This window comes from Bradyrhizobium icense, from assembly GCF_001693385.1.
GTDB lineage: Bacteria > Pseudomonadota > Alphaproteobacteria > Rhizobiales > Xanthobacteraceae > Bradyrhizobium > Bradyrhizobium icense.
Window position 1 is genome coordinate 7,474,168 of record NZ_CP016428.1, and the last position, 25,668, is coordinate 7,499,835.

General features: G+C 63.4%; 26 protein-coding genes. 12 read left to right on the forward strand and 14 right to left on the reverse strand.

Annotation, left to right across the window (positions count from 1 at the left end; all coding sequences use genetic code 11):
- Positions 1–73: 73 nt before the first annotated feature.
- The 3 genes from lysA to argH form a co-directional block, all read right to left on the reverse strand.
- On the reverse strand, positions 74–1,339 hold the full coding sequence (lysA, locus tag LMTR13_RS34640) for a diaminopimelate decarboxylase (RefSeq protein ID WP_065731656.1): 1,266 nt from the start codon (positions 1,337–1,339) through the stop codon (positions 74–76).
- A gap of 174 nt (positions 1,340–1,513) precedes the next feature.
- Complete coding sequence (gene lptM / locus LMTR13_RS34645) at positions 1,514–1,777, reverse strand: LPS translocon maturation chaperone LptM (RefSeq protein WP_065733218.1); 264 nt, start codon at positions 1,775–1,777, stop codon at positions 1,514–1,516.
- Between the two features lie 123 nt (positions 1,778–1,900).
- A complete protein-coding gene (argH, locus tag LMTR13_RS34650; RefSeq protein ID WP_065731657.1) occupies positions 1,901–3,298 on the reverse strand; it encodes an argininosuccinate lyase in 1,398 nt (465 codons plus the stop codon).
- Between the two features lie 123 nt (positions 3,299–3,421).
- Here argH and tlpA point away from each other — a divergent pair, with 123 nt between their 5' ends.
- On the forward strand, positions 3,422–4,099 hold the full coding sequence (gene tlpA / locus LMTR13_RS34655; protein WP_418219735.1) for a thiol:disulfide interchange protein TlpA: 678 nt from the start codon (positions 3,422–3,424) through the stop codon (positions 4,097–4,099).
- Positions 4,100–4,249: 150 nt separating this feature from the next.
- Here tlpA and LMTR13_RS34660 read toward each other — a convergent pair whose 3' ends face one another.
- From LMTR13_RS34660 to LMTR13_RS34685, 6 genes are all read right to left on the reverse strand, one after another.
- The gene (locus LMTR13_RS34660; RefSeq protein WP_065731658.1) at positions 4,250–4,438 is read right to left on the reverse strand and encodes a putative motility protein; all 189 of its coding nucleotides are present in this window, start codon (positions 4,436–4,438) and stop codon (positions 4,250–4,252) included.
- A 208-nt stretch (positions 4,439–4,646) separates the two neighbouring features.
- Positions 4,647–5,528, reverse strand: a complete 882-nt coding sequence (locus tag LMTR13_RS34665; protein WP_065733220.1) for a 3-hydroxybutyryl-CoA dehydrogenase — start codon at positions 5,526–5,528, stop codon at positions 4,647–4,649.
- A 151-nt stretch (positions 5,529–5,679) separates the two neighbouring features.
- Entirely contained in the window at positions 5,680–6,624 is a 945-nt protein-coding gene (locus LMTR13_RS34670) for an electron transfer flavoprotein subunit alpha/FixB family protein (RefSeq protein WP_065731659.1), read from the reverse strand.
- Positions 6,624–7,373, reverse strand: coding sequence for an electron transfer flavoprotein subunit beta/FixA family protein (locus LMTR13_RS34675; RefSeq protein ID WP_065731660.1), 750 nt, complete (start codon positions 7,371–7,373; stop codon positions 6,624–6,626). Before LMTR13_RS34675 ends, LMTR13_RS34670 begins: the two co-directional genes overlap by 1 nt.
- 138 nt (positions 7,374–7,511) lie before the next feature.
- Positions 7,512–8,084 (reverse strand): cob(I)yrinic acid a,c-diamide adenosyltransferase, encoded by a 573-nt coding sequence (locus LMTR13_RS34680; protein WP_065731661.1) that lies wholly within the window; start codon positions 8,082–8,084, stop codon positions 7,512–7,514.
- A gap of 23 nt (positions 8,085–8,107) precedes the next feature.
- On the reverse strand, positions 8,108–8,302 hold the full coding sequence (locus tag LMTR13_RS34685) for a twin transmembrane helix small protein (RefSeq protein WP_065733221.1): 195 nt from the start codon (positions 8,300–8,302) through the stop codon (positions 8,108–8,110).
- Positions 8,303–8,449: 147 nt separating this feature from the next.
- On the opposite strand from LMTR13_RS34685, the gene LMTR13_RS34690 reads away from it, so the two are divergent.
- The gene (locus LMTR13_RS34690; protein ID WP_065731662.1) at positions 8,450–9,343 is read left to right on the forward strand and encodes a YihY/virulence factor BrkB family protein; all 894 of its coding nucleotides are present in this window, start codon (positions 8,450–8,452) and stop codon (positions 9,341–9,343) included.
- Here the strand turns inward: LMTR13_RS34690 and LMTR13_RS34695 are convergent.
- Entirely contained in the window at positions 9,267–10,532 is a 1,266-nt protein-coding gene (locus tag LMTR13_RS34695; protein ID WP_065731663.1) for an ATP-binding protein, read from the reverse strand. The genes LMTR13_RS34690 and LMTR13_RS34695 overlap by 77 nt on opposite strands.
- A 64-nt stretch (positions 10,533–10,596) precedes the next feature.
- A complete protein-coding gene (gene gluQRS, locus LMTR13_RS34700) occupies positions 10,597–11,499 on the reverse strand; it encodes a tRNA glutamyl-Q(34) synthetase GluQRS (protein WP_065731664.1) in 903 nt (300 codons plus the stop codon).
- A gap of 37 nt (positions 11,500–11,536) precedes the next feature.
- Between gluQRS and LMTR13_RS34705 the strand changes: the two genes are divergently transcribed.
- Entirely contained in the window at positions 11,537–12,184 is a 648-nt protein-coding gene (locus LMTR13_RS34705; protein WP_065731665.1) for a DNA-3-methyladenine glycosylase family protein, read from the forward strand.
- A 116-nt stretch (positions 12,185–12,300) separates the two neighbouring features.
- Here LMTR13_RS34705 and LMTR13_RS34710 read toward each other — a convergent pair whose 3' ends face one another.
- Entirely contained in the window at positions 12,301–13,188 is an 888-nt protein-coding gene (locus tag LMTR13_RS34710) for a LysR family transcriptional regulator (RefSeq protein WP_065731666.1), read from the reverse strand.
- A 202-nt stretch (positions 13,189–13,390) separates the two neighbouring features.
- Between LMTR13_RS34710 and LMTR13_RS34715 the strand changes: the two genes are divergently transcribed.
- The 5 genes from LMTR13_RS34715 (at position 13,391) to LMTR13_RS34735 (ending at position 20,236) form a co-directional block, all read left to right on the forward strand.
- Positions 13,391–14,368 (forward strand): NAD(P)H-dependent flavin oxidoreductase, encoded by a 978-nt coding sequence (locus LMTR13_RS34715; RefSeq protein ID WP_065731667.1) that lies wholly within the window; start codon positions 13,391–13,393, stop codon positions 14,366–14,368.
- Positions 14,369–14,413: 45 nt separating this feature from the next.
- Positions 14,414–15,598, forward strand: coding sequence for an ABC transporter substrate-binding protein (locus LMTR13_RS34720; RefSeq protein WP_065731668.1), 1,185 nt, complete (start codon positions 14,414–14,416; stop codon positions 15,596–15,598).
- A gap of 20 nt (positions 15,599–15,618) precedes the next feature.
- Positions 15,619–17,151: an acyl-CoA synthetase gene (locus tag LMTR13_RS34725; protein WP_083219349.1), complete on the forward strand. Its 1,533-nt coding sequence runs from the start codon at positions 15,619–15,621 to the stop codon at positions 17,149–17,151.
- Positions 17,152–17,281: 130 nt separating this feature from the next.
- The gene (locus tag LMTR13_RS34730) at positions 17,282–18,379 is read left to right on the forward strand and encodes a DUF2855 family protein (RefSeq protein ID WP_065733223.1); all 1,098 of its coding nucleotides are present in this window, start codon (positions 17,282–17,284) and stop codon (positions 18,377–18,379) included.
- 96 nt (positions 18,380–18,475) lie between these two features.
- A complete protein-coding gene (locus LMTR13_RS34735) occupies positions 18,476–20,236 on the forward strand; it encodes a flavin-containing monooxygenase (protein WP_065731669.1) in 1,761 nt (586 codons plus the stop codon).
- 5 nt (positions 20,237–20,241) lie between these two features.
- On the opposite strand, the gene LMTR13_RS34740 is transcribed toward LMTR13_RS34735, so the two are convergent.
- Positions 20,242–20,766 carry a DUF3280 domain-containing protein gene (locus LMTR13_RS34740; RefSeq protein WP_065731670.1) on the reverse strand — a complete coding sequence of 175 codons (525 nt, stop codon included), beginning with the start codon at positions 20,764–20,766 and terminating at the stop codon, positions 20,242–20,244.
- Between the two features lie 220 nt (positions 20,767–20,986).
- Between LMTR13_RS34740 and LMTR13_RS34745 the strand changes: the two genes are divergently transcribed.
- Complete coding sequence (locus LMTR13_RS34745) at positions 20,987–21,955, forward strand: peptidyl-alpha-hydroxyglycine alpha-amidating lyase family protein (RefSeq protein ID WP_065731671.1); 969 nt, start codon at positions 20,987–20,989, stop codon at positions 21,953–21,955.
- 27 nt (positions 21,956–21,982) lie between these two features.
- Here the strand turns inward: LMTR13_RS34745 and LMTR13_RS34750 are convergent, their stop codons facing one another.
- Positions 21,983–22,915 (reverse strand): LysR family transcriptional regulator, encoded by a 933-nt coding sequence (locus tag LMTR13_RS34750; RefSeq protein ID WP_065731672.1) that lies wholly within the window; start codon positions 22,913–22,915, stop codon positions 21,983–21,985.
- A 199-nt stretch (positions 22,916–23,114) separates the two neighbouring features.
- Between LMTR13_RS34750 and LMTR13_RS34755 the strand changes: the two genes are divergently transcribed.
- The 3 genes from LMTR13_RS34755 to LMTR13_RS34765 all read left to right on the forward strand — a co-directional run bounded on the left by LMTR13_RS34755 (position 23,115) and on the right by LMTR13_RS34765 (position 25,549).
- Complete coding sequence (locus tag LMTR13_RS34755; protein ID WP_065731673.1) at positions 23,115–23,540, forward strand: YybH family protein; 426 nt, start codon at positions 23,115–23,117, stop codon at positions 23,538–23,540.
- A gap of 395 nt (positions 23,541–23,935) precedes the next feature.
- On the forward strand, positions 23,936–24,493 hold the full coding sequence (locus tag LMTR13_RS34760) for an HNH endonuclease (protein ID WP_065731674.1): 558 nt from the start codon (positions 23,936–23,938) through the stop codon (positions 24,491–24,493).
- 333 nt (positions 24,494–24,826) lie between these two features.
- Positions 24,827–25,549, forward strand: a complete 723-nt coding sequence (locus tag LMTR13_RS34765; RefSeq protein ID WP_197520963.1) for a PEPxxWA-CTERM sorting domain-containing protein — start codon at positions 24,827–24,829, stop codon at positions 25,547–25,549.
- Positions 25,550–25,668: the final 119 nt, after the last annotated feature.

Below are 25,668 nucleotides of genomic sequence, written 5' to 3' on the forward strand. Positions count from 1 at the left end.
GTCCGCTCTTTATGCCGCGGCGGGTGTTGTTGGAAGGATAAAGAGCACCGTTATTGCGGCGTTACCAGTGGCCTCACAACCACGGCGCAGGCCGATCCATCGCGATCAATTTCTCGACCTCGATGCGCGGTCGGACCACGGCGTACTGGTCGTCCTTGACCAGGACTTCCGGCACCAAGGGCCGCGTATTGTAGAAGCCGGACTGCACCGCGCCGTAGGCGCCGGCGGTCATGATCGCCAGGAGATCGCCGGCCTTGGGCTCGGGCAAATTGCGGTCGAGCGCAAGATAGTCGCCGGTCTCGCAGACGGGGCCGACGACGTCGGCCGTGATCGTTCGCACGCCCTTGGCCGACTCGCGAACCGGCAGGATGTCATGGTGGGCTTCGTACAGCGTCGGACGGATCAGATCGTTCATCGCGGCATCGATGATGACGAAGTTCTTGGCCTCGCCCGGCTTCACATAGATCACGCGCGAGACCAGGATGCCGGCATTGCCGACGATCATGCGTCCCGGCTCGAACATCAGCGTGCAGCCGAGATTATGCGTCACCCGCTTGACCATCGCGGCATAGGCGGACGGCAGCGGCGGTGCCTCGCGGTCGGCGTGATAGGGAATGCCGAGCCCGCCGCCGAAATCGATATGCTCGATCTTGTGGCCGTCGGCGCGCAACGTGTGCACGAAATCGGACAGAATCCGGAACGCGGTTTCCATCTTGCTGAGATCGGTGATCTGGCTGCCGATATGCATATCGGTGCCGGTCACCTGGATCCCGGGCAACTTGGCCGCGCGGGCGTAGACCTCGCGTGCGCGTTCGATCGGAATGCCGAACTTGTTCTCGGACTTGCCGGTGGCAATCTTGGCGTGGGTACCGGCATCGACGTCGGGATTGACCCGCAAGGAAATCCGCGCGGTTTTTCCGGCTTCGACCGCGAGCCTCGACAGCAATTCCAGTTCAGGCTCGGACTCGACATTGATGCAGAGAATGTCGGCGGCGAGCGCCGCGCGCAGTTCGGGCTCGGTCTTGCCGACGCCGGAGAACAGAATCTTGCTTGCCGGAAATCCCGCCGCCAGCGCCCGCTTCAACTCGCCGCCCGAGACGACGTCGGCGCCGGCCCCGAGTTTTGCCAGCGTGCGCAGCACCGACTGGTTGGAATTCGCCTTCATGGCGTAGCAGACCAGCGTCTTCTCGCCGGCAAAGGCCTCGGTGAAGACGCGGTAATGCCGCTCCAGCGTCGCCGTCGAATAGCAATAGAACGGCGTGCCGACGGCATCCGCCAGTTCGGACAGGTTCACGGCCTCGGCGTGCAGCACGCCGTTGCGATAGTCGAAGTGATTCATGCCTAGTGCCCCGAATCCGAAGTTCGCAATACCTCGTAGCAGCCACCTAGCGAACTTCGGATTCGGAAGGGCACTAGGTATCTATGGTTTCAGCACCGCTTTTCGATTTGAAGTTCCTGATCAGACTTGCCTCAGAGAGTGCAGGAACTTCAAATCGGCGGCACTGGCTCAGTCTCAGTCCAGGAGCGGATCGAGAACGAATTTCTTCTTGCCGCCCTTGGGGGCGCTGGGGCCGGCCTCGGATCCGTAGGTCGAATTGAAGACGCCGGGCTGCGCCGCGCGCTCGGCCTCGCTATCCGACGTGGCCTGCGCCTGCGGCGGCGCGCTCGGCGGCAGATCGAGCCCGCCCTTGCGTCCGCAGCCCCCGAGCGCGAGCGCGGTCACGCTCAACAGGATGATGGCCCATCCCGACGATGACGGGCAGTAGTTACTGATCACGACGAAATCCCCAATGCGCGCCGCACCATACAAAGGTTGCCGCAATCTGGCGAGTGCCGATCGGCCACGGAAACCCAAGAAAATCCAAGGAAAAACCCAAGAAATTGCAGCGAAATTTTTTCCTCAGCCCGATTTTTGCTCTTTTTCCAGCCGCTTCAGCCAGGCTTTGGCCTGCGAACGCACGTTCTTCGGCGCAGTGCCCCCATAGCTGGTCCGGCTTTTGACCGAGGCCTCCACCGACAGCACGCGCAGGGCGTCCGAAGTGATCTTCGGCTCGACCTCCTGCATCGCCTTGAGCGGCAGTTCATGCAGCGCCACACCCTGCTTCGATGCGAGCGCGACGATTCGCCCGGTGACGTGGTGGGCGTCGCGGAACGGCATTTTCAGCGTCCGCACCAGCCAGTCGGCGAGATCGGTTGCGGTGGCATAGCCCTCGCCGGCCGCGGCCCTCATCCTGTTCTCGTCGGGGACGAGGTCGAGGACCATGCCGGTCATGGCGCGAATCGCGAGCGACAGCGCCGAAAACGCCTCCATCGCGCCCTGTTTGTCCTCCTGCATGTCCTTTTGATAGGCGAGCGGCAGCCCCTTCATCACGATCAAAAGCCCGTTGAGCGCGCCGATCACCCGGCCTGTCTTGGCGCGCACCAGCTCGGCCGCATCCGGATTGCGCTTCTGCGGCATGATCGAGGAGCCGGTGGTGAACTTGTCGGAGAGCCGCACAAGGCCGACCAGCGGCGAGGTCCAGATCACGATTTCTTCGGCAAAGCGCGACATGTGCACGGCCGCGATCGAGGCCGCGGACAGGGTTTCCAGCACGAAGTCGCGGTCCGAGACCGCATCCAGCGAATTGGCCATCGGACGGTCGAAACCGAGCGCCTTGGCGGTGGCAGTGCGATCGATCGGAAACGAGGTTCCGGCGAGAGCTGCGGCGCCGAGCGGCGATTCGTTCAGCCGCTTGCGCGCATCGGCAAACCGGCCGCGGTCGCGCGCCGCCATCTCGACATAGGCGAGCAGATGGTGCCCGAAGGTGACGGGCTGGGCGGTCTGCAGATGGGTGAAACCCGGCATCACGGTCGCGGCATGCTCCAGCGCGCGGCTGGCCAACGCGTGCTGAAAGGCCGCCAGCGCCGCATCCGTCTCGTCGATCGTGTCACGCACATAGAGCCGAAAATCGGTCGCGACCTGGTCGTTGCGCGAACGCGCGGTGTGCAGCCTTCCTGCGGCCGGTCCGATCAACTCGGAAAGCCGGCTCTCGACATTCATATGGATGTCTTCGAGCGCGCGCTTGAAGTCGAACGCGCCCTTGCCGATCTCTGACAAAATCGTGTCTAGACCCTTGCCGATATTTTTCGCATCACTCGCGGAAATAATGCCCTCCGCAGCCAGCATCGCGGCGTGGGCCTTGGACGCGGCGATGTCCTGGGCATAGAGGTGACGGTCAACGTCGATCGAGACGTTGATTTCCTCCATGATCGCATCGGGACGCTCGGTGAACCGGCCGCCCCACATCTTGTTGCTCATGACTTCTCAAGCCCTGCCATCTATATCGTCGAGCCCATACGAAACGCCGCGCCGGTTTCGGCCGTAACTCGACCGTAGTCTTGAGCCCTGCATAGCCATATCTGGTACAGGATGACAAACGATATGCCCGAAATGTCCTCGCCCCGCCCGGCCACGAGGCGCCGGATCCCGATCGCCATCGGCGCGGTGGCTGCTGCGGGCGTGGTCGGATTGGGCGCGTTTTACGGGCTCGGCAGCTTCAAGCGCGGCACTGGTGGCGATCCCTCCTGTACCGGAGCCGTCGAACTGGCCCGCAAGATCGCCCCGCTGGCGCATGGCGAGGTGGCTGCGCTGACCATGGCGACGACCCCGCTGCGGCTCCCCGACCTCGCCTTCGAGGATGGAGAGGGCAAGCCGCGAAAACTGTCGGAATGGCGCGGCAAGACTGTGCTGGTGAACCTGTGGGCCACCTGGTGCGTGCCTTGTCGGAAGGAAATGCCGGCGCTGGACACTCTGCAGGGCAAGCTGGGCGGCAAGGATTTCGAGGTGGTCGCGGTGAACATCGACACCCGCGACCCCGAGAAGCCGAAGAACTTTCTCAAAGAGGCCAATCTGACCCGGCTCGGCTATTTCGCCGACCAGAAAGCCAAGGTTTTTCAGGATCTTAAGAACATAGGCAAGGCGCTGGGCATGCCCACTTCGGTGCTGGTCGACGCCCAGGGCTGCGAGATCGCCACCCTTGCCGGCCCCGCCGAGTGGGCCAGCGAGGACGCCATCAAGCTGATCAAGGCCGCGATGAAGCCGATGAAGGCGGGGCCTTAGTGGACCGAAACGCGCCGGCGCCGGCCCCCGCTGCCAGAGGAGCCGCGTCAGCGGCGCCTCGAGGGATGAATGGCACCAGCGGAGCCATATGGTTCGGGATGCGCGAAGACGCGCTCCTCACCATGAGGATTTAATGACGCGACGCGCTTATCAGGCCGCAATATCGAGGTTGCCGCCGACGCCGGGGGCGAGATTGGCGGTCGAGGGCGTGCCGAGCAGCGTCTGAACCGCCGCCTTCTCGGCGTCCGCATTCTGTTTGATGATCGAGGTCTGGATCTGCTGCTGCGTGCCGGCCGCCTGCATCGCGAGCATGCTCGAAACCATCGCCATCATATCCATACGCAGCACTCCTCAAACCTGAGAGCACCCTACCCCGGCACCGGTTAACGAATACTTGGCGAAGGGCGAGCGGTAGAGAAGCAGGCCGAGTGCAACCGAATTCGTAGGGTGGGCAAAGCGAAGCGTGCCCACCATTTCGAGCGACATATCAAGAGGCGTGGTGGGCACGCTGCGCTTTGCCCACCCTACGGCACCGACGGCGCGATTTTCAGCGCGTCGGGACCGGCTTGTCGCCGCGATAGTCGTAGAAACCGCGCTGGGTTTTGCGCCCGAGCCAGCCGGCCTCGACATATTTTACGAGCAGTGGACACGGCCGGTATTTCGAATCCGCCAGTCCCTCATGCAGCACCTGCATGATCGACAGGCAGGTATCGAGCCCGATGAAATCGGCCAGTTCCAGCGGCCCCATCGGATGGTGCGCACCGAGCTTCATAGCGGCGTCGATCGCCTCGACGTTTCCGACGCCCTCATAGAGCGTGTAGATCGCCTCGTTGATCATCGGCAGCAGGATGCGGTTGACGATGAAGGCCGGGAAATCCTCCGATACCGCGATCTGCTTGCCGAGCTTGCCGACAAATTCCTTGGCGGTATCGAAGGTCATATCGTCGGTGGCAATGCCGCGGATCAGTTCGACCAGTTCCATCTGCGGCACCGGATTCATGAAATGAATGCCGATGAAGCGCTCGGGACGATCGGTCGAGGCGGCGAGCCGGGTGATCGAGATCGACGAGGAGTTGGTGGCGACGATCGCCTCCGGCTTCAGTACCGCGCAGAGTTCGTGAAAGATCTTGCGCTTGACCTCTTCCTTTTCCACTGCGGTCTCGATCACGAGGTCGCAATCCGAAAGCCCGTCGAGCGTCTCGGTGGAGGTGATGCGGTCCAGCGCCTTTTTGCGCGCGTCCTCGGTGATGGCCTGCCTGGCGACCTGGCGCGACAGATGGCCGTTGATGGTGGCCATCGCCGATTTCAGATGCTCGTCGGACACGTCATTGAGCACCACGTCGAGACCGGCCAGCGCCGCGACTTGCGCGATGCCGTTGCCCATCTGGCCGGAGCCGATCACGCCGACCTTCTTGATTGTCACCGCCATCTTGTCATCCACCGGAACGGCGCGCACCTCGCGCCTGTTCGTCCTGGTCCCGTTTTGGCACGCTATATTCACGCGAAGCCGAAAATCCACTTCGCTTTAGCATAAAACACCGGCCGGATGTTACGCATCCGGCCGGTGTTTATCGCTGTGGTTACTTTCCGAGCTTACCGAGTGCGTCGGTCAGCTCAGGAACCGCCTGATAGAGGTCCGCGACCAGGCCATAATCGGCAACCTGGAAGATCGGCGCGTCTTCATCCTTGTTGATCGCAACGATCACCTTGGAATCCTTCATGCCGGCGAGATGCTGGATTGCGCCGGAGATACCGATGGCGACATAAAGTTCCGGCGCGACCACCTTGCCGGTCTGGCCGACCTGCCAGTCGTTGGGTGCATAGCCGGCATCGACCGCGGCGCGCGAGGCGCCGACGCCGGCGCCCAGCTTGTCGGCGAGCGGCTCGATATATTTGGCAAAGTTCTCGCGGCTCTGCATGGCGCGGCCGCCGGAAACGATGATTTTTGCCGAGGTCAGTTCCGGACGGTCGCTCTTCGCCACCTCTTCGCCGAGGAAGCTGGAGAGGCCCGGATCGGCCGCAGCAGCGGCGTTCTCCACCGGCGCACTGCCGCCCTCACCCGTCGCGGCAAAGGTCGAAGTCCGCACCGTGATCACCTTCTTGGCGTCCTTGGACTTCACCGTCTGGATCGCGTTGCCGGCGTAGATCGGCCGCTCGAAGGTATCGGGCGAAACCACCTTGATAATCTCGGACACCTGCATCACGTCGAGCAGGGCGGCGACGCGCGGCATCACGTTCTTGAAGCGCGAGGTCGCAGGCGCGACGAAGGCATCATAGGAAGGCGCCAGCGATACGATCAGCGCGGCCAGCGGCTCGGCGAGATCGTGGGCATAGGCGGCGTTGTCGGCCAACAGCACCTTCTTGACACCGGCAAGCTTGGCTGCGGCATCGGCCGCCGCCTTGGCATTCTCGCCGGCGACCAGCACGTGCACGTCGGCCCCGAGCGCGGCGGCTGCGGTCAGAGTCTTGCTGGTCGCGTCCTTGATCGACGCATTGTCGTGTTCGGCAATAAGAAGCGTCGTCATCAGAGAACCCCGGCTTCGGTCTTGAGTTTGGAAACGAGCTCGGCGACGTCCTTGACCTTGACGCCACCCTTGCGGCCGGGCGGTTCCGCTGTCTTGAGCACTTCGAGATGCGGCGTGAGATCGACGCCGTAGTCGGAGGCGCTCTTGTCATCGATCGGCTTCTTCTTCGCCTTCATGATGTTGGGCAGCGACGCGTAGCGCGGCTCGTTCAGACGAAGGTCGGTGGTGACGATCGCCGGTCCCTTCAGCTTCACGGTCTGCAGGCCGCCATCGACCTCGCGCGTCACCTTGAAGTCCGAGCCTTCGACTTCGAGCTTGGAAGCAAACGTCGCCTGCGACCATCCGAGCAGCGCGGCCAGCATCTGGCCGGTCTGGTTCGAATCGTCGTCGATCGCCTGCTTGCCGAGAATGATGAGGCCGGGCGTCTCTGCGTCGGCCACGGCCTTCAGAATCTTCGCGACCGCCAGCGGCTCGACATTGCCCTCGGCCTTGACGAGGATGCCACGGTCGGCGCCCATAGCGAGACCGGTCCGGATCGTTTCGGAGGCCTGCGCCGGGCCGATCGAAACCACCACGACCTCGGTCGCCTTGCCGGCTTCCTTCAGCCGCAACGCTTCCTCGACGGCGATTTCGTCGAACGGATTCATCGACATCTTCACGTTGGCGAGTTCCACGCCCGTTCCATCGCTCTTGACGCGGACCTTGACGTTGAAATCGACCACCCGCTTTACCGGCACAAGAACCTTCATCGATCCTCTTTCGCTTGAATTCTGGGGTTTGATCAGCTTGTTATTAGCTTGGGCGCGGAACCTAAAGGTCCCGCTATCGGCGGTCAACGCGCGAAAGCCAAAAATCGGCCCGGACGAGGCCTACTTTCAAGGCCTACCTTAACGGTTCTGACCCGGCACCCACAACACGTCTCTGGCCCCATTGTCGTTTACCGCACGGCTGGCGACGAACAGGAAATCCGACAGTCGGTTCATATATTGAATGGCAGCCGCACTCACCGGCTCCTCCGGCCGCGCCGCGAGTTCCACCATGATCCGTTCCGCCCTGCGACATATGGTACGGGCGAGATGCAGGTATGCGGCAGCGGGGGTGCCGCCGGGCAGCACGAACGACGTCAAGGGCGCGAGATTCTCGTTCAGCGCATCGATGTCGCGCTCGAGCCGCTCGACCTGACTTGACAGCATCCGGAGCCGCTCGGCCTTGCCGTCGCGCTCGGGCACCGCAAGGTCGGCCCCGAGATCGAACAAATCGTTCTGGATCCGGCCCAGCATCGCATCGAGTTCGCTGATATTGCCGAGGTGCAGCCGCACCACGCCGATGGCGGCGTTGGCTTCATCCACGGTGCCGTAGGCGCTAACGCGCAGATCGTATTTCGGACGGCGCTCGCCGGTGCCGAGCGCCGTGGTGCCGTCATCGCCGGTCTTCGTATAGATGCGGTTGAGTACGACCATGGGCTCTTTCCTTTTTCCTGCCCTTATTTGCTCATCGCCCACACCACGACCATGGTGATGACGATGGCGATGAACTGCAGCAGCACCCGAAGCCGCATCAGGTTTTGCGAGCGGCTCGGCGAGCCGCCGCGCACCATGTTGACGAGGCCGAGCAGCAGCACGATAGCCACGGCAGCAACCGCGACGGGGAGGACGATCGAACTCAGAAAGGATGCCATCGGCGGTACATAACACTGCGAGACGCCGACTTCCACACGTTCACAGCCCTCGCACAGCCGCTCGACGATCTGGCCCTCAATCCAGTAATATCGGGTAGCAGCCCGAGTTTTTGGGGCCGGATCGCCGCCCCCTGATCGAGGTAAGATGTGAGGTTCATTCGCTACGTCTACCTCGTCGTCATGGAGGCGTTCTATACGTTCCTCGCCGATGACGGCTGGGCGATCGCGAGCCACATCGCGCTGTCGACCTTGATGGCGCTATTCCCGTTTCTGATCGTGCTGACGTCGCTGGCCGGCTTTTTCGGCTCCAAGGAGCTCGCCGATGGAGCCGTCGGACTGTTGCTGCAAACCTGGCCGCAACAGGTCGCCGACGCGCTGGCCGGCGAGATCCACGACGTGCTGACGACGACGCGCGGCGGCATCCTGACCGTCGGCGCGGTGCTGGCGGTCTATTTCGCCTCCAATGGCGTCGAGGCGTTGCGGGTTGCGCTGAACCGCGCCTATTCGGTGGTCGAGCCGCGGGCGTGGTACTGGCTGCGGCTGGAATCGATCGGCTATACGCTGGTCGCCGCCGTCACGTCGCTCTTGATGGCGTTCCTGATCGTGCTCGGTCCGCTGATCCTGGAGACGGCGCGCCGCCACATTCCGTTCTTCGTCGAGAGCAACGAAAGCCTTCTCACCTTCGCCCGCTACGGCATCACGATCACGGCGATGACGGTGGCGCTGTTCGTGCTGCATGCCTGGCTGCCCTGCGGCCGGCGGAGCTTTCTGCAGATCCTTCCCGGTATCGTCTTCACGATGGTGGGATCGCTGATCTCGGGCATCGTGTTCGGCCAGTATCTGGCGCGCTTCGCCAGCAACTACGTGACGATGTATGCGGGGCTTGCCTCGGTCATCATCGCGCTGGTGTTTCTGTACTTCATTTCGGCAATTTTCGTCTTCGGCGGCGAACTGAACGCAGCCATCATGAAGTCGCAGTTGCCGAAGGGGATGTCGCTGCATGCAGCGCAGTCGCCAGGGCGCGCGGGCTCACAGGCTTGACCAGAAAGATCTCGGCGCCGGCGGCGCGCGACGCTGCCTCGTCCTCGCTGCGGCCTGATATGCCGATGATCGGAATGTGCCCGAGCGGCGGCTCCAGCGAGCGAATGCGCCTGATCGCCTCGACGCCGTCGATGCCCGGCAGGACCATGTCCATCAACACCGCATCGAATGCTCCTTGCGCGAGCCGATCGGGCGCCGCCTCGCCCTGGCCGATGAACTCGGTCTGGTGACCGAGTTCGGTCAGGATCGTGTTGAGCACGACACGGCCGAACGGGTTGTCTTCGACGCTGAGCAGGCGCAACGGCCGGGGTGAACTGATCGATACCTCGCCATCGGCGCCGGACGCCACCGTCTCGGCGTCCTTTGCGGGCGACATTACGACATTGAGGGTAAAGGTGGTGCCGCCGCCCCCGCGTTGCGCCACGGCGATGTCGCCGCCCATGGCGCGCGCCAGTTGCTTGACCGACGATAATCCGAGGCCAGCGCCGCCGAAGCGCGACGCAATCGAGACATTGGCCTGCGAGAACGGCCGGAACAGTCGCTTGATTTCCTTCAGCGTAAGGCCGATCCCGCTGTCGGAGATCGCGAAAGAGACAGCGACCTTGCCCTTCGGGCCGCGCACGGGCGTGACCTGCAGCCCAACACTGCCCCGTTCGGTGAATTTTACCGCATTGTCGATCAGGTTCTCCAGCGCAGCGCGCAGGCGCACGGGATCGCCGATGGCAAATCCCGGGAGTTCTTCGGAGATCTCGACCGACGATTGCAGGCCCTTGGCCGCGGCGCGCCCGGTCAGCGAATCGGCGGCATTACGGGCGAGCGTATGCAGGTCGAAGAAGTCCTGCCGCACCTCGAGGCCGGGACCGCCGCTGCGCGCGGCGTCGACGAACAGCGTCGCAAGGCTCGCCAGATGTTCAGCGCCCGCCTTGATGGTGTCGACCCAGCGGCGTTCGCGCTCGTCGAGGTCCGAGGTCGCGAGCAGGTTGCTGATGGCGAGAATGCCGGTCAGCGGCGTGCGGACCTCGTGCGCAAAGGCCGCCAGCGCGGTCTCGACCATGCCGGGCGCGGCGACGGCAGCGATGGCGGACTTACGCGTGCCGCGTTTTTTGGCCGCGGCGCCGGATACGCGCTTTTTCGCTCGCCGCTTCGTGACCGGACCTGTGATGCGCCGTGAGCGCCGCTTTGCCGCCATGGTCCCCCTTCCTCTGCCGCGACCAGCATGACACGCGATGGCGGCCGGTGTCACGGAGACGTTTTCAACAACCCGCAGTAGTACTACGGGAATCGTCGGGCAGACCGACGAGGCTGCGAATGTCCGCAGGCGTGGCACCTTGCCCACGCAATTCGCGCAAGGCCGTGGCTTGCGTCGATTTCGACAGCTTGTGTCCCGAGACATCCTCGACGAGTCGGTGATGCCGGTACACCGGTTGCGGGATACCGAGCAACTGCTGCAACAACAGGTGGACGCTCGTCGACCAGAACAGGTCCCTGCCCCGCACCACGTCGGTCACGCCCTGCAGGGCGTCGTCAATCACAACGGAGAGATGATAGCTGGTCGGCGTCTCCTTCCGGGCCAGGATGACGTCGCCCCACGCTTCGGGGCGCGCGGCGACGACGCCGGTCTCGCCGCCGGGCCCTGCACCCTCTTCCCGCCAGGCCAGTTCCTTCGTGCGCGCGAGCGCTGCCTGCATGTCGAGCCGCAGCGCGTAAGGCACGCCTTGCGCGATCAACTCGCGGCGACGGTCCGGCGACAGCGATTTCGCGGCGCCCGGATAGAGCGGCGCCCCGTCGGGGTCGCGCGGCCAGGGCGCGCCGGCCTCGCGCTGCGCGACCAGACGGGCGATTTCCGCGCGACTCTCGAAGCTCGGATAGATCAGCCCAAAGCCTGCCAATTTTTCGACCGCTTCGCGATAGCGCGCAAAGTGCTCCGATTGCCGCCGCACCGGCGTCTCCCAGCAAATGCCGAGCCAGGCGAGGTCTTCGTAGATCGCCGCCTCGAATTCCGGCCGGCAACGCGTCGCGTCGATATCCTCGATACGCAGCAGAAACCGCCCGCCGCGCTCGCGCGCGAGGTCAAAATTCAGCAGCGCCGAATAGGCATGACCAAGATGGAGGTAGCCGTTCGGGCTCGGAGCAAATCGGAAAACGGGTGGCGGCATTGATCTCTTTCGCGGGACATGGTGGTTTTAAGGGGCAATGACCATCCACCTCAACAGCCAGTCCGATCTCGAAGACGCCGTCCTCGCCCTGGTCAAGCAAGACCCAAGGCTCAAACCGATCCTTGAGCTGACTGGCATGCCGGCGCTGCGGCAGCGCGAGCCCGGGTTTGCCGGGCTTGCTGGCATCGTCTGCGGGCAGCAATTATCTACCGCGAGCGCCGGCGCGATCTGGGCGCGGCTGACGGCCGCATTCGATCCGTTCGATCACGAGGTCATCCGCAAGACCCGCGCCGACCGCCTCGGCCGGCTCGGACTGTCGGCCGCCAAGATCAAGACCCTGAAACACATCGCGCGCGAACTCGCCGCCGAGCGGCTCAATCTCGAGGTGCTGGCGGAAGAGGACGCGGATGCGGCCCACCACACGCTGACCGCGCTGCCCGGCATCGGCCCGTGGACCGCCGACATCTACCTGCTGTTTTGTCTCGGCCATGGCGACGCCTGGCCGGCCGGCGACCTCGCGGTGCAGGAGGCCGTGAAGATCGGGCTTGGCCTGAAGATGCGCCCGACCGCCAAGCAGATGGCGCCGCTGGCGGAACCCTGGCGTCCCCTGCGCGGCGCGGCGGCGCATCTGTGGTGGAGCTATTATCGCGTACTGAAGAAACGCGAAGGCGTTCTGGCCAAGTAGGCCGCACGTCCCGCAAGAGGCGCCCTGACACAAAATCTCGAAAACAACCCCATGCAAAGTAGAATTGGGCCGCTTTTTGCAACGCGTCGGCGCCTCGACCTGATCTCATTCCACCGCTACCCGCGCAACCTCACCCGGTCCTCGCGCGCGCAAGCGGTGACGAAGTCGATCACCGCGCGCACCGCCGGGAGTTCGACGAGGTCCGGATGCGCCAACAGCCAGATATCGGCAACGCTGAGCAGTTTCTGCGGGGCGACGCGAACGAGATCGGGATAGACGGAGGCGACGAAGCAGGACAGCGCCGATATGCCGAGACCGGCGCGGGCGGCGGCCAGCATGTCGCCCTGCGACGAGCAGCGCATCACGACCGATCCCTGCCGCGTGATGACATCGCTCCAGCGCGCCAGCCGCTCGTTCGAGGCGCGGTCGGCGAAGCCGATGACGCTGTGTCCCTTCCATTCGTCGCGCCGCTCCGGCAGACGCCGCCCCGCGGCGTAGTCGCGCGAGGCATAGAAGCCGGTGCCGAGGCGGCCGATCTTGCGGCCGATTAGGTTTTCCTCGCCGCTGTCGACCGGCCGCAGCACCACGTCGGCCTCGCGGCGGCGGACGCTCGCCGGAAACGGATGGGTAATGATCTCCAGTTGGATGTGGTCGTGCGCGTGCAGGAAGGACCTGAGGCGCGGCATCAGCCAATGCGAGGCGAGCGTCGCCCCGATCGATAGTTTTACGACGCCCCTCGCCTGCGCGCCGGTCGCCGACACCGCGGCTTCGGCGCGCAAGGCAGCCGCCGCCATCGCATCGACATGCTCGCGAAACTTGCGGCCCTGCGAGGTCAGCGAAAGTCCGTCATTGGAGCGCGCGAACAGGGGAATGCCGAGCTGGTTTTCAAGCTCGGTGATCTTGCGCCCGACGGTCGGGTGGCTGGAGCGCAACTGCCGCGCCGCCGCCGCGAGACTGCGGGTCTCGGCGACCGCCACGAAAGTTTTGCAAAGGTCCCAATCCATCGGCTCCTCCCGCCCGGGAAACCCCGTTCATTTATGATTGACCACCTGTTCAATATTGAACAGGCCAGAACCGGCGTCCAGCCCTATAATGCGCGCAACAGGTCCCGCCCGGTCAGCGATCTTCCGCCCGTGGCGCTGCGAATCAAAACATCACAAGCGCGTTCCGGTCATCGCCGGTGTCCGTTGCAAAAGGAGGAATCGAATGCCGTTGCCCGCTTCGCTCGTCGATACGCTCGAACTGCCGGTGGTGGGATCACCGCTGTTCATCGTCTCCGGACCCGAGCTCGTCATCGCCCAGTGCAAGGCCGGCGTCGTCGGCTCGTTTCCGGCGCTCAACGCGCGGCCTGTCGAGAAGCTCGACGAGTGGCTGACGCGGATCGAGAACGAACTCGGCGAATACAAGGCGCAGAATCCCGGCAAGAAGGTCGCGCCCTATGCGGTCAACCAGATCTGCCATTCCTCCAATGACCGGCTGATGAAGGACATGGAGACCTGCGTGAAGCACAAGGTGCCGGTCATCATCACCTCGCTGCGGCCTCCGATCGAAGTCGTCGAAGCCGCGCATTCCTATGGCGGCGTCGTGTTCCACGACGTGATCAACGTCAAGCATGCGCGCAAAGCCGCCGAACATGGCGTCGATGGCCTGATCCTGGTGTGCGCCGGCGCCGGCGGCCATGCCGGCACGCTGTCGCCGTTCGCGCTGTTGCGCGAGGTCAAGCAATGGTTCAAGGGCACCGTGCTGCTGTCGGGTGCGATCTCGGATGGCTGGGGCATTGCGTCGGCGCTCGCGCTCGGTGCCGACATGGCCTACATGGGCACGCGCTTCATCGCCACCGCCGAAGCCAACGCCGATCCGGCCTACAAGGCCGCGCTGATCGAACACGCCGCGCACGACATCGTCTATTCCAACCTGTTCACCGGCGTGCACGGCAACTATCTCGGCCCCTCGATCGTGGCCGCGGGACTGGACCCCGACAATCTGCCGCAGAGCGACAAGTCGAAGATGAATTTCGGTTCCGGCGGCAACACCAAGGCCAAGGCGTGGCGCGACATCTGGGGCTCGGGCCAGGGCATCGGCCAGATCGCGGACGCGCCGCCGGTCGCCAAACTGGTGGAACGCCTGAAGGCCGAATTTGCCGATGCAAGCGGCGACTTCCTCAAGCGGGCGCGCGCCTCCTGAAGGCGCGCAACGAGATCAATCAACGAACACAAAAGGGATGGAACCATGAAGCTGTCGCGACCTGTATTGACGATCGCATTCGCACTCCTGGGCAGCGCCGCGGCGCTCGCCGGCGACAAGGATGAAATCCGTATCGGGCAGACGCTGCCCTATAGCGGCCCGGCATCCGGCTTCGGCATCATCGGCCGGGCGCAGGAGGCCTATTTCGAGAAGATCAACGCCGAGGGCGGCATCAACGGCCGCAAGATCAAGTTCATCAGCCTCGACGATGCATACTCCCCGCCCAAGACGGTCGAGCAGACCCGCAAGCTGGTCGAGCAGGAAGAGGTGCTGCTGACCTTCGGCTCGCTTGGAACCGCCACCAATAATGCCGTGCACCGCTACCTCAACAGCAAGAAGGTGCCGCAGCTCTTCGTGCTCAGCGGCGCGACCAAATGGGCCGACCCGAAGAATTTTCGGTGGACCATGCCGGGAATGGCCTCCTATCAGTCCGAAGGCATCGTCTATGCCAAGCATATCCTGCAGACCAAGCCCGACGCGAAAATCGCCATCCTTTCGCAGAACGACGACTTCGGCCGCGATTACGTTGCCGGCTTCAAGCTCGGCCTGGGCGACAAGGCCGCGACCATGATCGTCTCCGAAGCAACCTACGAGACCAGCGCGCCGACCATCAGCTCGCAGCTCGCGACGCTGAAGGCCTCAGGCGCCAACGTGATGTTCGGCGTCGTGCTCGGCAAATTCACCTCGCAGATGATCAAGGGCGTCGCCGAGATCAACTGGAAGCCGGACCTGTTCTTCGTGCCGACCTCGGCGTCATCGATCTCGTTCCTGGAGCCGGCCGGCCTCGATAACGCCGTCGGCCTGATCTCTTCCAGCAACCAGAAGGACACGCTGGACGCTCAATGGGCCAATGACCCCGCCGTGAAGGAGTACTTCGCCTTCATGAAGCGGTATCTGCCGAATGCGGACCTCTCCAATTCGAACTACGCTGCCGGCTATCATTATGCCAACCTGATGGTGAAGGTTCTGGAAGCCTGCAAGGACGACTTCAGCCGGGAGAACATCATGAAGCAGGCGGCGTCGCTGCGCGAGGTGCCGCTGCCGTTGCTGTTGCCGGGCATCACGGTAACGACCGCCGCCGACGACTACCTGCCGTTCCAGCAGTTGCGGCTGCGGCGGTTCGACGGCAAGAGCTGGGTCGGCTTCGGCGAAATTCTGGACGATCGCTAGGCGCGACCACGGAGGAAGATGTGACATCGATCATCAGCGGCGAACGCCAGATCAGCTATCCCGACATCCACGCCCGCATCTCGCGGGCGGCAGCGGGCTTCAAGGCGCTCGGTATCAGCGGCGGAACGCCTGTTGGCATGATGCTACGTAACGATTTTGCGTTCTTCGAAGTCTCGGCTGGCGCGGCGGCACTTGGCAGTCCGGTAGTGCCGATCAACTGGCACCTGAAGGCCGAGGAGGTCGCGTACATCCTCGCCGACAGCGGCGCAAGAATCCTGGTCTGTCACGCCGACCTGCTGCCGCAGATCAAGGACGGGCTTCCCTCTGATGTCCAGCTGCTCGTGGTGACGACGCCGCCGGAAATCGCCGCGGCGTTCAACGTGCCTGCGGCGCTGACGCAAGTGCCTGAGGGCATGACCGATTGGGACCGCTGGCGCGATACGCATGCGCCGGTGCAGGAAGCGCCGATCGGCAGCGCGCCGATGTTTTATACGTCGGGCACCACAGGCGCACCAAAGGGTGTGCGCCGCAAGCCGATGACGCCGGAACAGGCCGCGGCTTCCGCGCGTGTCGGAGGCATCGCCTACGGCGTCAAGCCGAACGAGGACCAGGTGATCCTGATGAACGGCCCGATGTACCATTCGGCGCCGAACTCCTACGGCATGCTGGCATTCCGCAGCGGCTGCACAATCGTGCTCGAACCGCGTTTCGATCCCGAGGACATGCTGCAACTGATCGAGCGCCAACACATCACCCACATGCACATGGTGCCGACGATGTTCGTCCGCCTGCTGCGGCTGCCGGATGAGGTGAAGCGCCGCTACGATCTGTCGTCGCTGCGCTTCGTCGTGCATGGAGCTGCGCCCTGCCCGCCGCAGGTCAAGCGCGCCATGATCGAGTGGTGGGGACCGGTCATCAACGAGTACTTCGGCTCGACCGAAACCGGAATCCCGGTGTGGCATTCGGCCAAGGAGGCGCTGGCCAAGCCCGGCACCGTCGGCCGCGCCATCGAAGGCGGCGTGGTAAAAATCTTCCGCACCGACGGCGAACTCTGCGGCGTCAACGAGCCGGGCGAAATCTTCATGCGGCAGATGTCGGTGCCGGATTTCGATTACCACGGCAAGGCCGAGGCCCGCGCCGAGGCCGGCCGCGACGGTCTCGTCAGCGTCGGCGACGTCGGCTACCTCGACGAAGACGGCTACCTGTTCCTGTGCGACCGCAAGCGCGACATGGTGATCTCGGGCGGAGTCAACATCTATCCGGCGGAAATCGAGAACGCGCTGATCGGCATGGACGGCGTGCGCGACTGCGCCGTGTTCGGCGTTCCCGACGACGAATTCGGCGAGCGGCTGTTCGCCTGCATCGAGCCGGAAGCGAACGTGGCGCTATCCCCGGCCGCAGTGCAGGAATTCCTGCGCGGCAAGCTGGCCAATTTCAAGGTGCCGAAGGACATCCAGTTCATGGACGCGATGCCGCGCGAAGCCACCGGCAAGATCTTCAAGCGCAAGCTGCGCGATCTCTATACCGAGGGCGCGCTGCGGGCGATTGCGTGAAGGGTCGTCCTCCGCACCCTCCCCGTCATTGCGAGACTAATCCGAACGCTGTTTTAAACATCATGGCTGTTGCAAAATGGTCATCGGACGGCGCAAAGATCGCTGCGTGTGCAACGCAGGGATCGAGACCATGCCATCCACCGACTTCGTCGTCGCCCGCAACGACCTGCAGCAATGCAAGGTGATCGAAACGCAACTGCCCGATGCAGCCGCGCTGCCTGACGAGGCGCTGCTGGTGAAGGTCACCCGCTTCGCCTTCACCGCCAACAACATCACCTACGCCGTGCTGGGCGATCGCCTGAAGTATTGGCAACTATTTCCGGCGCCCGAGGGTTTCGGCAACGTTCCGGTATGGGGACTTGGCGAAGTGATCGCCTCGAAGCATCCCGCCATTGCCGTTGGCGAAATACTGTTCGGCTATTTCCCGATGTCGACGCATCTCGTGATCGAAGCCGCCGACGTCGGCAAGCGGGCCTTGCGCGATGCCGCCGCGCACCGGCAGGGTGTGGCGCCGGTCTATAATGCCTATACGCGGGTCAGCGGCGATCCGGCGTTTGCGGGCAAGCAGGGCGACTACCAGGCGCTGCTGCGGCCGCTGTTCATGCTGTCGTTCCTGGTCGATGACTTTCTCGCCGAGAACGAATTCTACGGCGCGAAAAGCGTGATGCTGTCCTCGGCTTCCAGCAAGACCGCCTTCGGGCTGGCGCACCTGCTGCATGCGAGTGCCAACGGCATCAGGACGATCGGCTTGACCTCGGCGGGCAACACGCCGTTCGTCAAATCGCTCGGCTGCTACGACGAGGTCGTGACCTATGACAACGTCACCTCGCTGCCGGCGAGTTCCGCGGTCGCCTATGTCGATATGGCCGGCAACGGCCCGTTGCGCGTGACGCTGCACCGGCACTTCGGCGAGCAGATGAAATACAGCGGAATCATCGGGCTTACGCATCGCAGGTCGTCGCCCAATGAACCGGCGCAGGAATTGCCGGGCGCAAAGCCACAATTTTTCTTTGCGCCGGACCAGATCCGCAAGCGCACCGGGGAATGGGGACCGGCCGGCTTCAGCGAGCGGTTTGGCGCCGCGTGGTCCGGCTTCGCGCCAAACCTCGATCAATGGATGAAGGTGATCCAGAACCGTGGGCCCGCGGCCGTGCAACGCGCCTATCTCGACACCCTCAACGGCCGCGTCCCGCCGGATCAGGGACTGATCCTTTCGCTCTCGGAATAGGCGGCATCTCCTCTCGCCCTTTCAGGGCCGTCCCAAATAGGTATAGGCTCGCCCACAGGGAAACGCCGCGAAGACGGCTGGTGATGGGAAACGCCCATGCTCGACAGGACGGACGACAGTTCGGTTGCCGCCGACACTTGGCTTGCGCAGTTCGAGGAAGCGCTTGGAAAGCCCGACCAAGCCCTGCTGTATCAGCTATTCCATCCCGACAGCTATTGGCGCGATGTGCTGGCGCTGAGTTGGAACATCCAGACACTCAACGGCAGAGACGCCATACTGAAGGCGCTTCCCCCTTTCGCTCGCGGCGCGGCGCCGACCGGCTTTGCCATCGCCCCCGATCGCGCTGCACCGCGCAAGGTGATGCGCGCGGGCACCCACGCGATCGAGGCGATCTTCAAGTTCGAAACCAACGTCGGGCGCGGCAGCGGCATCATCCGCCTGACCCCTGATGCCGACGACGGCAACCGGCTGAAGGCCTGGACGCTGCTGACCGAGCTCGGCGAGCTCAAGGGCTTTGAGGAGCAGCTCGGCGTCAATCGCCCGCGCGGCAATGCCTATTCGCGCGATTTCCGCGGGCCGAACTGGCTCGACCTGCGCAAGGCGTCGGCCGGATATGCGGATCATGATCCGACCGTCCTCGTCATCGGCGGCGGGCAATCCGGCCTTTCCATTGCCGCGCGGCTGAAGCAATTGAATGTCGATACGTTGATCGTCGATCGCGAAAAACGCATCGGCGACAACTGGCGCAAGCGCTATCACGCGCTGACGCTGCACAACCAGGTGCAGGTCAATCACCTGCCCTATTTGCACTTTCCGCCGAACTGGCCGACCTATATTCCGAAGGACAAGCTCGCCAACTGGTTCGAAGCCTACGTCGAGGCGATGGAGCTGAATTTCTGGACCGAGACCGAGTTCGAAGGCGGCAGCTATGACGAGACGGAAGGCCGCTGGACGGTGACGCTGCGCTGCGCTGACGGCAGCAAGCGCAGCATGCATCCACGCCATGTCGTGCTGGCGACCGGCGTCAGCGGCATTCCGAGCGTGCCTGACATTCCGGGACTGAAGGATTTCGCCCGCAAGGTGATGCATTCCAGCCAGTATGACGACGGCGAAAACTGGAAGGGCAAGCGCGCCATCGTGATCGGCACCGGCAACAGCGGCCACGACATCGCGCAAGACCTGCATTCCAGCGGCGCTAAGGTCACGCTGTTCCAGCGCTCTTCGACGCTGGTCGTCAGCATCGAGCCGTCGGCGCAACTGGTCTACGCGCCCTACAACGAGGGCACGCTGGAGGACAACGACCTGATCACTGTCTCGATGCCGCTCAAGCTGGCGCGCAAGAGCCACGCATTGACCGCGGAAAAATCCAAGGCGCTCGATAAAGAATTGCTCGATGGCCTGGAGCGCGTCGGCTTCAAGCTCGATTTCGGCGAGGACAATACCGGCTGGCAGTTCAAATACCTCACCCGCGGCGGCGGCTATTATTTCAACGTCGGCTGCTCCGACCTGATCATCAAAGGCGATATCGCGCTGAAGCAGTTTGCCGATCTCGACACGTTCACGGCCGATGGCGCCAGGATGAAGGACGGCGAAGTCGTCGAGGCCGACCTCGTGGTGCTGGCGACCGGCTACCGACGCCAGGAAGAGCTGGTGCGCAAGCTGTTCGGCGAAACGGTGGAACGACGCGTCGGCACGATCTGGGGATTTGGCGAGGAGCAGGAACTGCGCAACATGTACACGCGTACCGGCCAGCCCGGGCTGTGGTTCATCGCCGGCGGCCTCGCGCAATGCCGCATCGGCTCAAAACACCTGGCGCTGCAAATCAAGGCGATCGAGGAAGGTCTGCTGCCGCGCTGAGGCCGTTACTGCGGCCGTTCCAGCAGACGCCGCTGGATCAACCAGCGCGCCCCACGGCTCCATGCCACATTGGCGCCCATGCGCAGGTCGGTCTGCTGGACGTCGACCAGCCCTCCGGATCTGGCATCGCGAATTTTGTAGGTCACCGCGTATTCCGTTCGCGTGATCCGCGTGACGATCCCGATCATCGACTGATCTGCGGCAAGCCCGGAGGCGATGCCGGCCTCGCAGCCATTGCAGTCGCGCAATGGCATGGCCTTCGCAATCTGCTCGTTGGCGGTGGCAGTGTCGACCAACTGGTATCGTCCGGATTCCACGATCAGCCTTCGGGCTTCTTCCGTCGAAAGCCGCAATTGCTCGCGATCGATGTCGTCGGCGGGGACGTAGGGAGCCGCGGCGCTGAAATCCGCCAGTTCAAACGGAAACACCGCGATCCTGACCGGAGACGGCGCGACGGTTTCGGCGGCACCGGCAACGGCGCTGCCGGCGAGGAGCATGATAGGAGCGAGGATAGACGTCATGCTGCGCATTGATCCGTACCTCCCTGAGATGGTGTTGGCTCAAGCGGTAACGCGTCACAGTCATTTCCGATCGTGACGGGCATTCTGCCCGCTCGGATCTGCCAAGCACCTTACGTCAAGTCGGCAGATCCGCAATGCCTCATGGCGCCCCCGCGCAAAATCCGCTCGCGATCCGATACGGCGTCTGTAACACTCGGCCAACGAAAGCCACAGCGGGGAGAGACGCAATATGCCGGCAATTCTGGGCTCGGGCGATCACCGTTACCGCGTCGTCGAAAACTGGGCGAAGCTGCCGGACGGATGGCGCCTGACCGACGTCGCTTCCGTCGCGGTCGACAGCAAGGATCGCATCTACGTCTTCAACCGCGGCGCCCATCCGATGGTGGTGCTGGACCGTGAGGGAAACTTCATCAAGAGCTGGGGCGAAGGCCTGTTCAACCGCGCCCACGGCCTGCACATCGATGCGGATGACCATCTCTATTGCACCGATGACGGCGACCACACCGTGCGCAAGTGTACGACCGACGGCAAGGTGTTGCTGACGATCGGCATCCCGAACAAGCCGGCGCCGTTCATGAGCGGCGAGCCGTTTCACCGCTGCACCCATACGGCGCTGTCGCCGAAAGGCGAGATCTATGTCTCGGACGGTTACGGCAATGCCTGCGTCCACAAATATTCGCCGGATGGTAAGCTCTTGAAGACCTGGGGCGAGCCCGGCACCGATCCCGGCCAGTTCAACATCGTCCACAACATCGCAACTGACACCGACGGCTGGGTCTATGTCGCCGATCGCGAGAACCACCGCGTGCAGGTGTTCGACGGCAACGGCAAATACGAGGCGCAGTGGAATTTTCTGCACCGGCCCTGCGCGCTGTGCTGCTGCGGCGGCAAGCAACCGACGTTTATCGTCGGCGAGCTCGGCCCCGGCATGGCTGTGAACCGCAAGGTGCCCAATCTCGGCCCGCGGCTTTCGATCGTGGATTCGAAAGGCAAGCGCATCGCCCGGCTCGGCGGCGAGAACGGCCCGGGCCTGGAGGCCGGCAAATTTCTTGCGCCCCACGGCATCGCACTGGATTCCAGGGGCGATATCTATATCGGCGAGGTCGGCGTCACCGACTGGAAGACCAGCTTTCCGGATACACCGATGCCGCCGGAAGTCGGAGTAACGCGTTGCCTGCAGAAGCTGGAGAAGCTCTAGCTAGACCGATGCTAACGGCAAGGCCTGCTATGGTCCGCGACCGGGAGCGCGGGACCGGCCTTGCCCGTCAAACAGGCTGTGCTCGCGGGCGAGGCCTTCTCCGACGACATCGAAGAAGGCACGGACGCGCGCCGTCTTCTTCAGATCGGCGTGTGTCACGATCCACAATTCGCCAACCAGATCCGGCACCGGATCCGGCAGAGCGCGGGCGAGATCGCGATCCTCATCGCCGAGATAACAGGGCAGCAGCGCGAGGCCGATGCCGGTCTTCGCGGCGATGAACTGATTGACGAGGCTGTTGGTCCGGTAGACGAACGCATCATCCGGCACCATTCGATTGAGCCAGTCGGCCGCCATGATGCCGACCGCCGTTTCTTCCCATCCGATCACGGCCTGACCGCCGAGATCTCCCGGGGATGAAACAGCCCCGCCTCTTTCATCGAGATAGCCGGTTGCGCCGTAAACCGTCCATGCAACGTCGGCGAGTTTGCGGCCCCAGAGATCGCCCTCCTTCGGCCGCATCGGACGAAGCGCGATATCCGCCTCGCGGCGCGAGAGATTGAGGACGCGGTTGTCGACCACGAGCTCGACGACGATGCCGGGATGGGTTCGCCGGAACGCGGCGAGATGGCTGGTCAGCTTTCGATACGCCAGCGTCTCCGAGGATGTTACACGCAGACGGCCGGAGAGACGGTGGTCCCGGCCCGCAATGTCGCGCTCGATGGCGAGCGCCTCATCTTCCATCCGCTCGGCCGCGGCCGCCATCCGCTCGCCGGCCGGGGTCGCCTGGTATGCCCCGCCGGGGAGCCGTTCGAACAGACGCACGCCGAGCCGCGTTTCCAGGGCGTTCAGGCGCCGAAACGCGGTCGAATGATCGATGTCTAGCGCTTTGGCGGCGCCGGTGAGGCTGCTTGCCCGATGCACCGCCAACACGAGTTGGGGCTCGTTCCAGTCCTCCATGATGCAGACGTAGGCGTCTCTTGCAGTTTCGCAAGTGAGGCTGGCGTATTCCCAACGTGCTTTCCGTCGCGCCAGACGTTACCTACCGCAACGAGAAGCGCGATGAGGAACTTGAGGTGATACCGATCCGGCCTTGCGCCGGAGCGTGAGGCCACGACCTCCTCGCATCGACAACCTTCAACACATGGGAGTCCGAGAAATGGGTGCTCCGTCCCCCGAACTTTGCAATCTCTGGCTGGCACGCGCGTTCAATGCGCAGGACGTCGACGCCGCGGCAGCCATGTACCACCCCGACGCCTCGATCGTTCAGGTCGACGAGGTCCATGGCGGCAGCAGCGTCGCGCGCGGCGCCGACGGCATCCGCAAGACGATGGCGGCCTATGTCGGATTGAAGCCGCACATGGATGTCGTGACCCATCACACGACGGTCTCCGGCGACTTCGCGATGACGCGATCGCAGTGGCTGATCAGGGGCACCGACGAACACGGCAAGCGCACCGAGGTGCATCACCATGGTATGGAAGTTCACCGCAGGATGCCCGACGGCACCTGGGTGTTTTTCATGGATCACCCGTTCGGTGCCGATCCGAGCTGGGCGGTCGAAGCTCCGCCGCACACCGAATAGTCGCGCCACAAGCAGAATTCGGGCGCTGGCCACAGCCCTGGGCATGGGTGCAGGCGGCGGCGCCTTCGGTGCGGCGGTGCTCAGGCTGCAGAGCATCCTGACCAGCGCCGGCAAGCCGCCAGCGCGATGAACCCATCGCCATTCCGCTTTGAAGTCTTCGAAAATGCGTGCCTGCCGTCGGATCGCCCGGCCCGGCCACCTATCACGATGGATTGACCGCAAATGTCCGGCACTGGCGAGGTAAGGAACCGAGGCTTTTTGCCGGGCCGCGGCGAACGATCATGCGTTCCCGCTGCTGGATAAGCCCCGGAACGCTCTTCACAATCCCGTCACGCTGCCTGTAGTATGCAGGGCACATGCTGCTTCGCAGCTAACATGGGGGTCAGGAGCGTTACTTGAACGCACATGTCTCGCAGGGCGGTTGGCCGGTACTGGTGCTGAACGCGGATTTCCGGCCGCTGAGTTACTACCCGCTGTCTCTCTGGTCGTGGCAGGACGCGATCAAGGCGGTGTTTCTCGATCGCGTCAACATCGTCGAGCACTACGACCGCGCGGTGCACAGCCCGAGCTTCGAGATCCAGCTTCCGAGCGTTGTGTCGCTCAAATCCTTCGTCAAGCCGACCACGCATCCCGCCTTCACCCGCTTCAACGTCTTCCTGCGCGACCGCTTCGTCTGCCAGTACTGCCACGCGCATGACGACCTGACCTTCGATCACATCATTCCGCGCAGCAAGGGCGGCCAGACCACCTGGGAGAACGTCGTCGCGGCCTGCTCGCCCTGTAACTTGCGCAAGGGCAATCTGACGCCGCAGCAGGCGAAGATGTTTCCGCGGCAGACGCCGTTCGCGCCGACGGTGCATCAGCTCCATCGCAACGGGCGACTATTTCCGCCGAACTATCTGCACGATAGCTGGCTGGATTATTTGTATTGGGATACCGAGCTCGATCCGTAAATCTCGTCGCCGCTGTTTTCGCCCGTAGGACAGTTCCGCGCGGCCGAAAAGGCCGAACTTTTTGCAGTGCGCCTCACATGGAATTCTCGGACATTCATCCTGAGGGTGTCCACTGTTGGAAGTGAGCCGAACTGACGGCGACTTCCTGTTTTGACGATCCCAGATGATGCCGGTCGCTCTGCGGGCGAACCACTCGGATCGCTGATCCGACCTGGAAAATCGCTCCACCAGACGCCGGCCTACCATTTTTCACATTTTTTTGACGCCGGGCTGATGGGCTCCCTTCGATGCAGTTCAGGCGTCGACCGCCTGCGTGCCCGACGGAGATCTAACGTGAACAAGCCTTCTTCAATCAGGAAAAATTCTATTGGATCGGGCCGTTCGATGGCCATCCTTGTCGCCGCCTGTGCGATCGTCTGGACCGGTCCTGCAGCGGCAGACCTCGTCGCGAACGGCAGCTTCGAGCTGGGAACGTTCACTGGAGGAAATTCTCTCGCTCAACAGGTTCAGCCCGGTGGCAGCGAGCTTGCTGGCTGGACGATCAGCGACGCTCCCGCGACGTGGTATGCGAGCGGATGGAGCAACAACCCTCAGCAGATCGCGCTGACGCCACGCACCGGAAATTTCGGCCTTAGCCTGGCCGATGGCACCATAAACACCATAAGCATAAGTCAGACCATCAATCTTCTGCCATTTCAGCAGTATCAACTTAGCTTCTGGGTTGGAAACTACAGCGCCAACAATGGTTCTGCAGGGCTCAACGTCAGTATCACCGACGGAACATCCAATACGCTCCTGTTATCGGAGAGCGTGACGGCCCCGGCAACGAGCGAGCCCTCTACATGGGTTCGGTTTGCATTCAACTTTATCGCAGACGGGACCTCCAACACGATCAGCTTCAGCGAACTCAACGGCCCTTCCTACATTGGCTTGGACGACGTGAGCATCGCGGCCGTGCCTGAACCCGCGACCTGGGCGATGATGATATTGGGCTTCGCTGCCGTTGGCGTTGTCGCCTTTCGCCGGAGGTCAAAACCAGCATTGGAGGTCGCCTGATCCGCGATCTGGATGGAGAAGGCGGCTTAGGGCAATGCTTGCTCAATCCGTAAGGCGGTTCAGCAATCGTAGAGCGAAACCCTCATTCGCCCGGCGAGACGATGATTGGCGCGCCCCTC

Bases quoted from the DNA above. Each gene is read 5' to 3' on its own strand.
- lysA (WP_065731656.1), bottom strand. From the start codon at position 1,339: ATGAATCACTTCGACTATCGCAACGGCGTGCTGCACGCCGAGGCCGTG.
- argH (WP_065731657.1), bottom strand. From the start codon at position 3,298: ATGAGCAACAAGATGTGGGGCGGCCGGTTCACCGAGCGTCCCGATGCG.
- tlpA (WP_418219735.1), top strand. From the start codon at position 3,422: ATGCCCGAAATGTCCTCGCCCCGCCCGGCCACGAGGCGCCGGATCCCG.
- LMTR13_RS34660 (WP_065731658.1), bottom strand. From the start codon at position 4,438: ATGGATATGATGGCGATGGTTTCGAGCATGCTCGCGATGCAGGCGGCC.
- LMTR13_RS34665 (WP_065733220.1), bottom strand. From the start codon at position 5,528: ATGGCGGTGACAATCAAGAAGGTCGGCGTGATCGGCTCCGGCCAGATG.
- LMTR13_RS34670 (WP_065731659.1), bottom strand. From the start codon at position 6,624: ATGACGACGCTTCTTATTGCCGAACACGACAATGCGTCGATCAAGGAC.
- LMTR13_RS34675 (WP_065731660.1), bottom strand. From the start codon at position 7,373: ATGAAGGTTCTTGTGCCGGTAAAGCGGGTGGTCGATTTCAACGTCAAG.
- LMTR13_RS34680 (WP_065731661.1), bottom strand. From the start codon at position 8,084: ATGGTCGTACTCAACCGCATCTATACGAAGACCGGCGATGACGGCACC.
- LMTR13_RS34685 (WP_065733221.1), bottom strand. From the start codon at position 8,302: ATGGCATCCTTTCTGAGTTCGATCGTCCTCCCCGTCGCGGTTGCTGCC.
- LMTR13_RS34695 (WP_065731663.1), bottom strand. From the start codon at position 10,532: ATGGCGGCAAAGCGGCGCTCACGGCGCATCACAGGTCCGGTCACGAAG.
- gluQRS (WP_065731664.1), bottom strand. From the start codon at position 11,499: ATGCCGCCACCCGTTTTCCGATTTGCTCCGAGCCCGAACGGCTACCTC.
- LMTR13_RS34705 (WP_065731665.1), top strand. From the start codon at position 11,537: ATGACCATCCACCTCAACAGCCAGTCCGATCTCGAAGACGCCGTCCTC.
- LMTR13_RS34710 (WP_065731666.1), bottom strand. From the start codon at position 13,188: ATGGATTGGGACCTTTGCAAAACTTTCGTGGCGGTCGCCGAGACCCGC.
- LMTR13_RS34715 (WP_065731667.1), top strand. From the start codon at position 13,391: ATGCCGTTGCCCGCTTCGCTCGTCGATACGCTCGAACTGCCGGTGGTG.
- LMTR13_RS34720 (WP_065731668.1), top strand. From the start codon at position 14,414: ATGAAGCTGTCGCGACCTGTATTGACGATCGCATTCGCACTCCTGGGC.
- LMTR13_RS34730 (WP_065733223.1), top strand. From the start codon at position 17,282: ATGCCATCCACCGACTTCGTCGTCGCCCGCAACGACCTGCAGCAATGC.
- LMTR13_RS34735 (WP_065731669.1), top strand. From the start codon at position 18,476: ATGCTCGACAGGACGGACGACAGTTCGGTTGCCGCCGACACTTGGCTT.
- LMTR13_RS34740 (WP_065731670.1), bottom strand. From the start codon at position 20,766: ATGCGCAGCATGACGTCTATCCTCGCTCCTATCATGCTCCTCGCCGGC.
- LMTR13_RS34745 (WP_065731671.1), top strand. From the start codon at position 20,987: ATGCCGGCAATTCTGGGCTCGGGCGATCACCGTTACCGCGTCGTCGAA.
- LMTR13_RS34750 (WP_065731672.1), bottom strand. From the start codon at position 22,915: ATGGAGGACTGGAACGAGCCCCAACTCGTGTTGGCGGTGCATCGGGCA.
- LMTR13_RS34755 (WP_065731673.1), top strand. From the start codon at position 23,115: ATGGGTGCTCCGTCCCCCGAACTTTGCAATCTCTGGCTGGCACGCGCG.